Source organism: Kluyvera sp., assembly GCF_047971185.1.
Classification (GTDB): domain Bacteria; phylum Pseudomonadota; class Gammaproteobacteria; order Enterobacterales; family Enterobacteriaceae; genus Kluyvera.
The window spans coordinates 24,919-37,773 of sequence record NZ_JBKDZH010000109.1 but is presented as its reverse complement, the minus strand read 5'-3'; the positions used below and the strand labels follow the sequence as shown (position 1 = coordinate 37,773).

Here is a 12,855-nt window from a genome sequence, read left to right as displayed (position 1 = left end):
GATATCCCATGCAGCGCTGTTGTTGTCATCCCGCATTTGCCCCACCCGAATACCACGGCATTAATCTGCACAACGGAGAACACGATGAGTCTGACCACCCTGCCGATCCTCAGCCTGGCACGCTACCACCAGCCTTCTGAACGCGCCGAGTTTCTGCAACAGCTGCGCCACGCCGCGCGCGACGTTGGCTTTTTCTATCTGACCGACCATGGCATTAACGACGCCCTGCAGCAGTCGTTACAGTCAGAATCCCGCCGCTTTTTCGCCCTGTCCGACGAGCAAAAACAGCAGGTGGCGATGATTCACTCCCCGCATTTTCGCGGCTACAACCGCAGCGCCGCCGAACTGACCCGCGGACAGCCGGACTGGCGCGAACAGTTTGATATTGGCGCCGAACGGCAGGCCATTACCCTACGTGAACACGACCCGCGCTGGCTGCAATTACAGGGCCCCAACCTGTGGCCGGAGGCGTTACCCTCGCTGCGCCCGGTTCTGCTGCAGTGGCAGCGGGCAATGACCGGGATGGCGATGACGCTGCTGCGCGCCTTTGCTGAGGCGCTCCAGCTGCCGGCCGAAGCGTTCGATACGCTGTACGGTGAGAAACCGAATGAACATATCAAACTGATCCGCTATCCGGGCCAGCAGGAGACGCAGAACAGCACCCAGGGAGTTGGCGCACATAAAGATTCCGGCTTCCTGAGCTTCCTGCTGCAGGACGACCAGAAGGGCCTGCAGGTAGAGGTCAGCGAAGGTCAGTGGATCGACGCCGCGCCGCTGCCCGGCAGCTTTGTGGTGAATATTGGCGAACTGCTGGAGCTGGCGACCAACGGCTATCTGCGCGCCACCGTCCATCGCGTGGTCACGCCGCCGGCCAACAAGCAGCGTCTGTCGATCGCCTTCTTCCTCGGCGCTCAGCTGGACGCCGTGGTGCCGGTTTACTCGCTGCCGGAGGCGCTGGCCCGGGAAGCGAGCGGGCCGCAGAGCGATCCGCAGAACCCGCTGTTACGGGACGTGGGCTGGAACTACCTGAAAGGCCGCCTGCGATCCCACCCGGACGTGGCGGAACGCTATTACCGTGACGTGCTGCGCGCCCGCAGCGAACAACTGATTGCCTGATAACACAACAATAAGGAAACACGCCATGAAACATGCCGCATTCAAACTGGCAGGAGTTGCACTGTCTCTTTCTCTGGCCTGGAGCGCCTCCGCCGAACCGCTGCGCATCGCCGCCGACCCGGTTCCGCACGCGGAAATTCTCAACTTTATTAAGAAACAGGATACGAAGCTGGATCTGAAAATCGTCGAGCTGACCAGCGGCGTCAACGCCAACGAACTGCTGGCCAACGGCGACGTGGACGCCAACTACTTCCAGCACGTGCCGTATCTGAAAGATCAGGAAAAAGCGCTGGGTAAAACCTTTGCCGTCGCCGCGACCGTGCATATTGAGCCGCTGGGCATCTACTCGCACAAACATAAGGATCTCCAGTCGCTGCCGGAAGGCGCAACCGTGGCGGTGCCAAACAACACCACCAACCTGAGCCGCGCCCTGTTCCTGCTGCAAAGCAAAGGGCTGATTAAACTGGCGGCCAAATTTACCGACCCGGCCACCACGCTGGCGACGCCAAAAGATATCGTTGAGAATCCGCATAAGCTGAAAATTCTCGAAGTGGAATCGCCGCAGATCCCGCGCTCGCTGGATGATGTCGACCTGGCGGTGATCAACGGCAACTACGCGCTGGAAGCCGGGCTGACGCCATCGAAAGACGCGCTGGGGCTGGAGAGCGCGGAGCATAACCCGTATGCCAATATTCTGGTGACAAACCCGCAGCTGGCAAACGATCCGCGTGTCAAAGAGCTGGCCAAAGATCTGACCTCGCCGCAGGTGGCGGAGTTTATTCGCCAGCGCTACAACGGCTCGGTGATCCCGGTTAGCGCGCCGCAGTCATGATCGTCATTGAAGGGCTGAGCAAGCAGTATGCCGGAGGCGGCCAACCGGCACTCAACAACGTGTCGTTTAACGTTCCGAAAGGGGCGATTTACGGGATACTCGGGCGCAGCGGCGCGGGAAAAAGTACCCTGATCCGCTGTCTGAACCTCCTGGAGCGGCCCAGCGCGGGCCGCATCCTGTTCAACGGCGAAGATATCGCCCAGTACGACAAGGCACAGCTTCGCGCCCATCGTCTGCGAACCGGCATGATTTTTCAGCACTTCAACCTGCTGCACGCCCGCAGCGTTGCGGATAACGTCGCAGTGCCGCTGGAGATTGCGGGCGTTGCAAAGGCGCTGCGGCAAGCGCGCGTCGCAGAGCTGCTGGCGCTGGTGGGGCTGAGCGACAAAGCCGATGCCTTCCCATCCCAGCTATCCGGCGGCCAAAAGCAGCGCGTCGGCATCGCCCGCGCGCTGGCGGCGGAACCGGATGTGCTGCTGTGCGATGAAGCCACCAGCGCGCTCGACGCCGAAACCACCGCCAGCGTGCTGGCGCTGCTGGAGACCATTAACCAACAGCTCGGGCTGACGATTGTGCTCATCACCCACCAGCTGGAGGTGGTGAAAAATCTGTGCGATCACGCGGCGCTGCTGGAAGGCGGCGAGCTGCAGGAGAGCGGCAAAATCGCCGACCTGCTCGCCTCTCCCTGGTCGCGCCTGCGGGATATTTTACTGGGTGACGGCGACGAAGAGCGCCGGTTCCTCGCGCGTCACGGTCTGGACAGGAGGCAATTATGCATAGTCGCATGAGCTGGGAAGATTTATGGCCGCTGCTGGTCAACGGTACGCTGGAGACGCTGTATATGGTCGGCCTGGCGGCGCTGTTTACCGTATTGATCGGTCTGCCGCTAGGCGTGCTGCTGTTTATCTCGCGCCGCCAGGGGCTGGTGCCCATGCCGCGTCTAAACGCCGTGCTGGGGGCCATCATCAACACCGGGCGCTCGCTGCCGTTTATTGTGCTGTTGATTGCGCTGATCCCCTTCACCCGCCTGCTGGTGGGCACCACCCTCGGCAGCACCGCCGCCATCGTGCCCATCACTATCGGCGCGTTTCCCTTCTTCGCCCGCCTGACCGAAAGCGCGCTGGATGAAGTGGATTACGGGCGAATTGAGGCGGTGCTGTCGATGGGCGGCAGCGCCTGGCACGTCATCGCCAAAGCGCTGCTGCCGGAAGCTCTGCCCGCACTGCTGGCCGCGACGACCTTAACGATCGTGATGCTGATAGGCTTCTCCTCCATGGCCGGCGTTATCGGCGGCGGCGGGCTGGGCGATTTAGCCATTCGCTACGGCTATCAGCGATTTAACGATCAGATTATGGTCGGCACGGTGCTGATTCTGGTGCTGATGGTACAGGGCGTGCAGATGGGGGGCGATCGACTGGTCCGTTCGCTGGCGCATCGGCGCTAACAGCCCACCAATCGGGCAAACGAAGCGATTTCGCATAATAAGCGCATGGATTGTCAGGTATACTTGCTGTAATTAGCCCAGGATAAGGACTGGCAGTGACAACTCGACATCTGGTCGGTCTGATAACCGGCGTGCTTATCGTGGCCATTTTTCTGCCGATACTGCTCAGTATCTGGCTCGCCCAGCGTGAAGCGCACAATCAGTTTATTGATGAGCAGGAGGCCTACGCCTCCCGTGTATTTATGCGCACGGAACAGGTGATGGACCAGGCCAGAGGCGCGCTGCGGGAGATGGACTCGCTGAAAGAGTTCGGATGCGGCGCAGAGCACCTGCAGGCAATGCGTCGCCTCGCCTACTCCTGGCGCTATATTCAGGAAGTCCTGTACCTCGACGGGCTCACCGTCAAATGTTCCTCGCTGGAAAGTAACGGCCGCGACTTTACCTTTCCCCAACCAGACCGGATTATTCCCACGGGATACCGTGCCTGGTATACCGAATATAACGATTTAGGCATCCGCCGTTCGATGGCAGCCTTCGCATCCGATCGCCACATGGTGATTATTGACCCCATCTCGTTTATCGACGTCATTCCCTTTTCCAACTCGGCTACCCAGGTGGCGCTGATCAGCACGCACAACAACCGCGTGCTCGCCAGCAGCGCGGCGCTGGATCATCAGGCCTGGCAACGCATCAAACAGGAGCACCTGGAGTCGTTGACCCACAACAACACCGTCTACACCGTGCGCCAGTTCCCTGACCTGCAGGTCGCGATCATGACCTGGTCTTCCACCCTGCCGCTGACCGAGCGTTTACGCCACCAGCTGATGATTTGGGTGCCGGTCGGTATGCTGCTCAGTCTGCTGGCCAGCTGGCTGATTTTGCGGGTGCTCAAACGGCTGCAATCGCCGCGCCAGCGAATGCAGGACGCGCTGAATAACGCCGATATTTCCGTTTATTATCAACCCATCGTATCAATAAGCGACGGAAAAGTGGTCGGCTGCGAGGCGCTGGCGCGCTGGAAGCAGCCGGACGGCAGCTATCTCTCACCGGAAATATTTATCCCCCTTGCCGAACAGTCCGGGCTGATTACCGACCTCACCGAAAGCGTAGTGAAAACGGTGTTTCGTGACCTGGGAAAATGGCTGAGCCTGCACCCTGAGCTGCACGTATCCATTAACCTGTCGGTCGCCGATTTTCATTCCGTGGTGCTGCAAACCCTACTGCACCAGCAGCTGCGCGTCTGGCAGGTACAGCCGCAGCAGGTGGCGCTGGAGCTGACCGAGCGCGGCTTTGCCGACCCGAAAACCACGCTGCCGGCGATTACCGCCTACCGTCAGGCCGGGCACGCCATTTATATCGATGATTTCGGCACCGGCTACTCCAGCCTGCGCTATCTCCAGGATCTGGAGGTCGATACCTTAAAGCTGGATAAATCCTTCGTTGACGCGCTGGAATACGCGCAGGTGACGCCGTACATCATTGAGATGGCGAAAACGCTACAGCTGAACGTGGTGGCGGAAGGTATTGAAACGCCGTGTCAGGCGCAGTGGCTGCACGAGCACGGCGTCCAGTTTGGGCAAGGCTGGCTTTATAGCAAAGCCTTACCCAAAGAGGCGTTTATTCTGTGGGCGGAAAACAATCTGCGGGAACACGCTACTTCAGATAGGACTTGATCACCTGCATCACCACCTCGAGATCGGCTTCACGCTGCGTCTCTTCGGGCTCTTTCACCACGTGATCGGTGAGATGACCCTGAATCACCTGCATCATCATGCCGTTAACCGCCCCGCGAATCGCCGCCAGCTGTTGTAACACCTCGGCGCACTCGTGGTCGCGGTTGAGCATTTTTTCCAGCGCGGCGCTCTGCCCCTGAATTTTCTTCAGGCGCGTCAATAACATCTTCTTGTGGCGAACGGTATGTGACATTGCGGGATCCTTTCTTTACACCGCGCAAGCATACCACGGGCGGCCTGCGCTGCGTATTTTTATACTTGGGGGTAGTATACACCTACTGGGAGGGAGTATAGTGCATTCACTTTTTTGCAAGGATCCTGACCGCGATGACCGACTTCACCACACTCTTACAACAGGGCAATGCCTGGTTCTTTATTCCCGGCGCCATTCTGCTTGGTGCGCTGCACGGCCTGGAGCCGGGCCACTCAAAAACGATGATGGCGGCCTTTATCGTCGCCATCCGCGGCACGTTAAAGCAGGCGGTTCTGCTGGGGCTGGCGGCGACGCTGTCGCACACGGTAGTGGTCTGGGTTATCGCGATGGCGGGCATGTGGTTTGGCCGCGACTGGGACGCGCAAACCGCCGAGCCGTGGTTTCAGCTGCTGTCCGGGATAATCATTATTGCCATCGCCCTGTGGATGCTGTGGCGCACCTGGCGTGAGTCGCACGGTGCGCACGATCATCATCATGAACATCACGATCATGACCATCACCATCATGACCATCATCACACCCACGCTAATCTGGTCGATGCCGACTGGCAGGATGCGCATCAGCGCGCCCACGCCGAAGAGATCAACCGTCGCTTTAAAGGTCAGGACGTCACCACCGGGCAGATCGTGCTGTTTGGCCTGACCGGCGGCCTGATCCCCTGCCCGGCATCAATCACCATTCTGCTGATCTGTCTGCAGCTCAAGCACGTTGCGCTGGGGGCCACGCTGGTATTGAGCTTCAGCGTCGGGCTGGCGCTGACGCTGGTGGCGTCCGGCGCAATTGCCGCCATCGGCCTCAAGCACGTCAGCAAACGCTGGAGCGGGTTTGGCGAACTGTCGCGTAAAGCACCGTGGTTTTCCGGCGCGCTGATTATTCTGGTCGGGCTGTACATGATGGCACACGGCATCAGCGCGCTGGTCTGATGCCGTTTTGCTCAGGAGGGCTGCCCGGCCTGGAGCGGCACCGGCGGCGCGGCGCGGGGCAGTTGAAACCACGGCAGGCAAATCTGAATCAGTGGGCCAATGGCCAGCGCGTACAGCACGGTCCCCACGCCAAACGCGCCGCCCAGCACGATACCTATCAGCAGAACCGAAATTTCAATAGTGGTGCGAATCCGCCGGATCGGCCAGCCGGTCCGCGCGTGAATGCCAGTCATCAGCCCGTCGCGCGGGCCCGCGCCAAACCCCGCGCCGATGTACATTCCGGTGGCCAGCGCGTTGAGAACCACCGCCAGCAGCAGCAGCACGGCGCGTACCCATAGCGTCTCCAGCGGCGGCATCAGCGACAGCGTCGCGTCCGCCGCCAGCCCCAGCACAATCACGTTGCTGATGGTCCCCAGCCCGGGGCGCTGGCGCAGCGGGATCCACAGCAGCAGCACCGCCGCGCCGGTGAGGATCATCACCATGCCAATATCCAGCGACGCCAGCCCGGCGACGCCAAGGTGAAAAACGTTCCACGGATCGGCCCCCAGATTGGCGCGCACGTACACGGCGGTCGAGACGCCGTAGAGAATTAACCCGATATAAAGCTGAATCAGTCGGCGTAACATAAATACCTCTGCCTGTCGTTTTGATGCTTTCATCATCGACAAAAATGGCATTATGATTAATGACCAGTTTTTAAAAAGTGGACTGCACCGATGCGTCGACGTTCCGCCACCCAATCGTTAGTTCGCCTGCTCGGCCAGTGGCAGGAAAATCCCTCATCGACGCCGCTCTGGCGGCAGCTTACCGACGCGCTGCGGCTGCTGATCCTCGATGGCCGGCTGCCGCTCAATACCCGCCTGCCGGGGGAGCGTGAATTTGCCAGCGCGCTGGGCGTCAGCCGTACCACTATTGCCAGCGCGCTGGCGCAGCTGCGCGATGAAGGCTTCGTGCAGAGTCGTCAGGGCAGCGGCTCGACGGTAAAACTGGCGGGGGAAAGCTACCCGCGCTCACCGCGAATCAGCGCTGCGCCAACGCTGGATCTTTCCACCGCCGCGCTGGCCGCCGGTGCTGAAATCCATCAGGCCTACAGCCACGCGCTGTCGATGCTGCCGGGGTATCTGACCCTGACCGGCTACGATCAGCACGGCCTGCCTGCGCTGCGCGAGGCTATCGCCCAACGCTATTGCGCGCGCGGCCTGCCGACCCATGCCGATGAAATCATGCTGGTGAACGGCGCGGTGAGCGGTCTGGCGCTGATTCTGCGCTATCTGACCGGGCCGGGCGATCGGGTGGTGGTGGAAACGCCGACCTATCCGCTCGCCATTTCCGCCATCGAGGGGGCCTCCTGCCGCCCGGTGGCGCTGCCGCTACCGGATAGCGGCTGGGACACCGATGGGCTGGCCGCCATTATTGCCCAGACCGCGCCGCGTCTGGCCTATCTGATGCCCGATTTTCAAAACCCCACGGGCCGCTGTATGGACAGCGCGACGCGGCAGGTGGTGGCCGATCTCGCCGCTCATACCTGCACGACGCTGGTGGTCGATGAAACCATGGTCGATTTATGGTACAACGCCCCGCCGCCGCCGCCGCTGGCGTCCTTCAATGACAAAGCGCCGATTATTACCGTCGGCTCAACCGGAAAAAGCTTCTGGGGCGGGCTACGGCTGGGCTGGATCCGCGCCTCCTCCTCCACGATTGCCGCCTTAATTCAAACCCGGGATACGCTGGATCTCGGCTCGCCGCTGCTGGAACAGCTCGCCACCTGCTGGCTGCTGGAAAATGAAGAGATGCTGCTACCCGCCCGACGCCATCAGCTAAAGGCGCGTCGCGACATGTGTGCATCGCTGATGCAGGAATACTTTCCGCAGTGGAAATTCAGGCAGCCGGAGGGTGGGCTCTCGTTTTGGGTCGAACTACCGGAAATGATGGCGACGCGTTTTGCCGCGCGCGCGGAAGGAAGCGGAATTCATATTGGCGTGGGTTCGCGCTTTGGCCTGGCCGGAAGCGGCGAACGCAACCTGCGCATCCCCTTTATCCTGGATGACGAGACGCTGCGTCGTGCGTTTATCACGCTACAGCCAATATGGGCAACATTAGCAGGCCAGTATGGCGCAAATAAACTGCGGAAAATAATTTAACCGCGCGCGAACCCAATAACAAACTGGCCTGGCGCTGATATATTCTTTAAAAAACTCGCGATGATAAAAGAATATATTAGTGCTGCGGAGGGATCGGAAAGCCTTTCAGTGAAATAACGAAAGATTCTCCCTCTTTTTTAATTTTAGCGCCGGTATCGCACCAGTCAGAGGCAATCCGAAAGAATTCATCGCTGCCCACGTTCCAGTTGAGAAGCACATGTTTCACATAGCCCGAGCGTAACAGATCGCAGGCTTCACTATAGTTACACGCTATTGTCGGTTGCTGTTTCATTTTCGTTTCTTCAGGAGTTTGCGTAACGCTTTGATTTCTTTAGGTGTGAATGGTGCAACATCTTCTTCCGTATGCTGGCTATCGATGTCATCTTCACCTACACCCGCCTCTTCTTCTGCCGTAAAGCCCAGCAGCAACAGCTTCTCCGCCGCGGCCCCTAAGGTCAGGCCATTGGCCTCAGCGTAATGGCGAAGTCTCTCTTTTACGGTCTCATCAATTTTTACGTTCAGCACTGCAATTGTCATGTTTACCCTTCCCGTAGCCACGCGTCATCCCGTGCGCGGATGTGTGTTAACCCGCTCAAAATGGCGTTCTGTATTATTTCTGTAATAACTAATACATGAAGTTAACAACACATTCCACAAATATATTTTTAACGCATTGAGCCATATAAATACCCAATATTAATTTAAATACAATTCATGACACATCCATGACAGTATTATTACAAGTACATGAAATTTAATTGACGCGCAGGCGAAATAACCACAGCGATAGCATGGCTAATAACGTTAAAAAGAAGGTGAAAAACAGGAGGAAGTACAAATGGGTGGGGGCCCTGCCAGCTACATCCCGGCACACGCGTCATCTGCCTTGGCTGCTTCCTTCCGGACCTGACCTGGTAAACAGAGTAGCGTTGCGGGAGAACCAACAGAGCCCCCATTGAGAGCGTTGTTCCCAACGCGCTGGCGCATTATCCCTGCTGAAGCAGGCAAATGCAAGCTATCCGCTGCTGCCTGCTGGATTCTTGCGCAATCACCCCTTCACAGAGAGCATCAGGCTGATTATGCTGAAGGTTCTGCTTTCAGGAACTGACTATGGATGCTTTCGACTCTTTCCCTCAGCGCGTCTGGCAAATCGTCGCCTCAATCCCGGAAGGCTGCGTGACGACCTACGGTGAGGTGGCCCGGCTGGCAGGCTCTCCGCGCGCGGCGCGTCAGGTGGGAGGCGTGCTCAAGCGCCTGCCGGAAGGCTCGACGCTGCCGTGGTATCGGGTGGTCAATCGTTATGGCGCCATCTCGCTCACCGGCCCGGATCTTCAGCGCCAGCGGCAGGCGCTTTTGGCCGAAGGGGTGCAGGTGTCGGGGAGCGGGCAAATTGATATGCTGAAGTATCGCTGGCGGTATTAACGGCGCGACAAAAAAATGCCCTCACGTGGAGGGCATTTGCGTTTACGGTACCTGGACCGGCGCGGTGTCCTGTACCGGCACCGCGGTCTGCTGTACCGGAACCAGCGTCACATCGGCTTTGGTACCGCCGTGGTTGATGACTTCCTGGATGGTATCGGTAATAAACAGCAGCTTACCGTCGAGGGTTACCGCCGCGCTCAGCAGTATGCGCGCGTTAGGCTGAACGTCTGCCGGGTTGTACGGCAGCACAAAGCTAAACGGCGCCTGCTTGCCTTCGGTACGCGTCGCTTTCTGCGCCAGCACTTTCGCTGGAGCATCGGCCAGTGAGGCGTCCGACAGCGTGACCGTCAGCACCGCATCCGGCGGCAGCGCCACTTTCTGGCGAATCCATACGTTACCGGAGACGGTCGGGCCGGCAATCGCCCCCGCCTGAGTGGCTGCTTGCGGCGCAGGCGTCTGATTTTGACTTTGCTGGTGAGTCTGGGCACAGCCCGCGAGGGTCAGCGCAATCGCCAGACCGCTTAAGATCGGCACGAGTTTCATTAGCATTCTCCTTTTCGCTCACTCAAATTAAGGCTGTTTTCTCAATTGAGTGACAACGCCTTAACAACTTTTACCGCTCAAGTGTGGCACATATTTCACATTAATGCCTGCAAACGCCCCATTATTCAGATAATTGAACCCATCGGACCACTGGCGAAACTGCGTTATAATGGAAACATTCACCTGACGCTGTGACAGTAAAAATATAGAGGGTATCAATGAGCCAGGCGCTATCGAATCTGCTGACGTTATTAAATCTGGAAAAAATTGAAGAAGGACTGTTCCGCGGCCAGAGCGAGGATCTCGGCCTGCGTCAGGTCTTTGGCGGGCAGGTTGTCGGCCAGGCGCTGTATGCCGCGAAAGAGACGGTCCCGGCGGACCGTTTAGTGCATTCGTTCCACAGCTACTTCCTGCGCCCGGGCGACAGCCAGAAGCCGATTGTCTACGACGTCGAAGTGCTGCGCGACGGCAACAGCTTTAGCGCGCGCCGCGTAGCGGCCATTCAACACGGTAAACCGATCTTCTACATGACGGCCTCCTTCCAGGCGCCGGAGACGGGCTACGAGCATCAGAAAAGCATGCCAACCGCGCCGTCGCCGGATGGCCTACCGTCGGAAACCGATATCGCCCGCTCGCTGGCACATCTGCTGCCGCCGCAGGCGAAAGAAAAGTTTCTCTGCGATAAGCCGCTGGAAATCCGCCCGGTCGAATTCCACAACCCGCTGAAGGGGCACGTCGCGGAACCGCACCGCCAGGTGTGGATGCGAGCTAACGGTGCGGTGCCGGATGATTTGCATATCCACCAATACCTGCTCGGCTACGCTTCGGACTTTAACTTCCTGCCGGTGGCGCTGCAGCCGCACGGCGTCGGCTTCCTCGAACCGGGTATGCAGGTAGCCACTATCGACCACTCAATGTGGTTCCACCGTCCGTTCAATATGAATGACTGGCTCCTGTACAGCGTGGAAAGCACCTCCGCCTCCAGCGCGCGCGGCTTTGTGCGCGGCGAGTTCTATACTCAGGACGGCGTACTGGTTGCCTCGACGGTGCAGGAAGGGGTGATGCGTAACCGTAACTGATCCGGTTGAAGTACAAAAAAGCCTCCCGATGGGAGGCTTTTTTGGCTTTGGAGATAACTCAGACACCGTCGCAGTCAGTGTCGACGGCACGCATCATCATGCGTTGTAGGCATTCTCACCGTGGCTATTAACGTCCAGACCTTCACGTTCCTGCTCTTCCGGCACGCGCAGACCTACCGTCAAATCCGCCACTTTATAGCCGATAAAGGCCACGATACCCGACCACACGATGGTGATAGCGATACTTTCCAGCTGTACCAGCACCTGATGGCCCATGGTCACACCTTCCGCGTAGCCAACGCCGCCCAGCGCGGTGGAAGCGAAGATACCGGTCAGGATGCAGCCGACGATACCGCACACGCCGTGTACGCCGAACACATCGCACGGGTCATCGACGCGCAGCAGGCGTTTCAGTGAGGTGACGCCCCACAGGCCCGCCAGACCGGCCACGATACCCAGAATCAGCGCCCCGCCCACTCCGATATAACCACATGCCGGGGTGATACCGACCAGACCGGCAATCGCACCGGAACACGCGCCCAGCAGAGACGGCTTGCCGCGCAGCGCCCACTCGCCAAACACCCAGCCGAGGATCGCGGCGGCGGTGGCGACAACGGTGTTCACAAAGGCCAGACCGGCAATTTCGTTGGCCGCGCTGGCGGAACCGGCGTTGAAGCCGAACCAGCCAAAGTAGAGGATCGCAGTACCGATAAACACCATCGGCAGGTTGTGCGGTTTGAACGCTTCTTTCCCGAAGCCAACGCGCTTGCCAATCAGATACGCGCCCACCAGACCGGCTACCGCGGCGTTAATATGCACCACCGTACCGCCAGCAAAGTCCAGCGCGCCGTGGCTTGCCAGTAAACCACCGCCCCACACCATATGGGCGATCGGGATGTAGGAGAGCGTCAGCCAAATCACCACGAAAATCAGCACCGCGGAGAAGCGAATACGCTCCGCCAGCGCGCCGACAATCAACCCCACGGTGATACAGGCGAAGGAGCCCTGGAACGCCACGTGGATGTACTGATAGAAGGAGCCCATCAGGTCGGTAATTTTGATATTTTTCAGCATCAACCAGTCGAAGCTGCCGAAGAAGCTGCCGCCGGTGCCGAAGGCCAGCGAGTAACCGTACACCACCCACAGTACGCACACCAGCGCAAAGGTGACCGCCACCTGCGTCAGCATCGAGAGCACGTTCTTACCGCGAATCAGGCCGCCGTAAAACAGCGCAATGCCCGGGATGGTCATAAACAGCACCAGCGCGGTACAAATCATCATAAAAGCGTTATCGGCTTTATCCACCGCCGCCGGTGCCGCCATCGCCAGACCCGGCAACAGCGCCAGCGCGCTCAACCCCGTTTTTACCATTGTTTTTTTCATCATCTCGACCCTATCACTGTGCTGG

At 59.0% G+C, this 12,855-nt stretch carries 15 protein-coding genes and 1 other RNA gene; 9 read left to right on the top strand and 7 right to left on the bottom strand.

Annotated features, from left to right (window positions below):
• Positions 1-84 precede the first annotated feature (84 nt).
• The 5 genes from ACK5JN_RS21805 to ACK5JN_RS21785 all read left to right on the top strand — a co-directional run bounded on the left by ACK5JN_RS21805 (position 85) and on the right by ACK5JN_RS21785 (position 5,065).
• Entirely contained in the window at positions 85-1,116 is a 1,032-nt protein-coding gene (locus ACK5JN_RS21805; RefSeq protein WP_416872058.1) for an isopenicillin N synthase family dioxygenase, read from the top strand.
• 25 nt (positions 1,117-1,141) lie between these two features.
• A complete protein-coding gene (locus tag ACK5JN_RS21800) occupies positions 1,142-1,948 on the top strand; it encodes a MetQ/NlpA family ABC transporter substrate-binding protein (RefSeq protein ID WP_416872057.1) in 807 nt (268 codons plus the stop codon).
• A complete protein-coding gene (locus ACK5JN_RS21795; protein ID WP_416872056.1) occupies positions 1,945-2,736 on the top strand; it encodes a methionine ABC transporter ATP-binding protein in 792 nt (263 codons plus the stop codon). The genes ACK5JN_RS21800 and ACK5JN_RS21795 overlap by 4 nt, the downstream gene beginning before the upstream one ends.
• The gene (locus ACK5JN_RS21790; protein WP_416872089.1) at positions 2,733-3,392 is read left to right on the top strand and encodes a methionine ABC transporter permease; all 660 of its coding nucleotides are present in this window, start codon (positions 2,733-2,735) and stop codon (positions 3,390-3,392) included. The genes ACK5JN_RS21795 and ACK5JN_RS21790 overlap by 4 nt, the downstream gene beginning before the upstream one ends.
• A 95-nt stretch (positions 3,393-3,487) precedes the next feature.
• Positions 3,488-5,065: an EAL domain-containing protein gene (locus ACK5JN_RS21785; RefSeq protein WP_416872055.1), complete on the top strand. Its 1,578-nt coding sequence runs from the start codon at positions 3,488-3,490 to the stop codon at positions 5,063-5,065.
• Here ACK5JN_RS21785 and ACK5JN_RS21780 read toward each other — a convergent pair.
• Positions 5,046-5,318 carry a metal/formaldehyde-sensitive transcriptional repressor gene (locus tag ACK5JN_RS21780; RefSeq protein ID WP_416872054.1) on the bottom strand — a complete coding sequence of 91 codons (273 nt, stop codon included), beginning with the start codon at positions 5,316-5,318 and terminating at the stop codon, positions 5,046-5,048. The two genes, ACK5JN_RS21785 and ACK5JN_RS21780, sit on opposite strands and share 20 nt — an antisense overlap.
• A gap of 134 nt (positions 5,319-5,452) precedes the next feature.
• Between ACK5JN_RS21780 and ACK5JN_RS21775 the strand changes: the two genes are divergently transcribed.
• Positions 5,453-6,262 (top strand): nickel/cobalt efflux protein RcnA, encoded by an 810-nt coding sequence (locus tag ACK5JN_RS21775; RefSeq protein ID WP_416872053.1) that lies wholly within the window; start codon positions 5,453-5,455, stop codon positions 6,260-6,262.
• A gap of 11 nt (positions 6,263-6,273) precedes the next feature.
• Here the strand turns inward: ACK5JN_RS21775 and ACK5JN_RS21770 are convergent, their stop codons facing one another.
• Positions 6,274-6,888, bottom strand: coding sequence for a YczE/YyaS/YitT family protein (locus tag ACK5JN_RS21770; RefSeq protein ID WP_416872052.1), 615 nt, complete (start codon positions 6,886-6,888; stop codon positions 6,274-6,276).
• 90 nt (positions 6,889-6,978) lie between these two features.
• On the opposite strand from ACK5JN_RS21770, the gene ACK5JN_RS21765 reads away from it, so the two are divergent.
• Positions 6,979-8,403, top strand: coding sequence for a PLP-dependent aminotransferase family protein (locus ACK5JN_RS21765; protein ID WP_416872051.1), 1,425 nt, complete (start codon positions 6,979-6,981; stop codon positions 8,401-8,403).
• A 76-nt stretch (positions 8,404-8,479) separates the two neighbouring features.
• Here the strand turns inward: ACK5JN_RS21765 and ACK5JN_RS21760 are convergent, their stop codons facing one another.
• From ACK5JN_RS21760 to ffs, 3 genes are all read right to left on the bottom strand, one after another.
• Positions 8,480-8,695, bottom strand: a complete 216-nt coding sequence (locus ACK5JN_RS21760; protein ID WP_416872050.1) for a hypothetical protein — start codon at positions 8,693-8,695, stop codon at positions 8,480-8,482.
• Positions 8,692-8,940: a hypothetical protein gene (locus tag ACK5JN_RS21755; RefSeq protein ID WP_416872049.1), complete on the bottom strand. Its 249-nt coding sequence runs from the start codon at positions 8,938-8,940 to the stop codon at positions 8,692-8,694. Before ACK5JN_RS21755 ends, ACK5JN_RS21760 begins: the two co-directional genes overlap by 4 nt.
• Before the next feature lie 312 nt (positions 8,941-9,252).
• Positions 9,253-9,349, bottom strand: an RNA gene (gene ffs, locus ACK5JN_RS21750) — signal recognition particle sRNA small type.
• Positions 9,350-9,513: 164 nt separating this feature from the next.
• Here ffs and ACK5JN_RS21745 point away from each other — a divergent pair.
• Positions 9,514-9,825 (top strand): MGMT family protein, encoded by a 312-nt coding sequence (locus ACK5JN_RS21745; RefSeq protein WP_416872048.1) that lies wholly within the window; start codon positions 9,514-9,516, stop codon positions 9,823-9,825.
• Between the two features lie 42 nt (positions 9,826-9,867).
• Here ACK5JN_RS21745 and ACK5JN_RS21740 read toward each other — a convergent pair whose 3' ends face one another.
• Positions 9,868-10,368 (bottom strand): YbaY family lipoprotein, encoded by a 501-nt coding sequence (locus ACK5JN_RS21740; RefSeq protein WP_416872047.1) that lies wholly within the window; start codon positions 10,366-10,368, stop codon positions 9,868-9,870.
• A gap of 218 nt (positions 10,369-10,586) precedes the next feature.
• On the opposite strand from ACK5JN_RS21740, the gene tesB reads away from it, so the two are divergent.
• Positions 10,587-11,447 carry an acyl-CoA thioesterase II gene (gene tesB, locus ACK5JN_RS21735; protein ID WP_416872046.1) on the top strand — a complete coding sequence of 287 codons (861 nt, stop codon included), beginning with the start codon at positions 10,587-10,589 and terminating at the stop codon, positions 11,445-11,447.
• A gap of 96 nt (positions 11,448-11,543) precedes the next feature.
• Here the strand turns inward: tesB and amtB are convergent, their stop codons facing one another.
• Entirely contained in the window at positions 11,544-12,830 is a 1,287-nt protein-coding gene (gene amtB / locus ACK5JN_RS21730; protein WP_416872088.1) for an ammonium transporter AmtB, read from the bottom strand.
• Positions 12,831-12,855 lie beyond the last annotated feature (25 nt).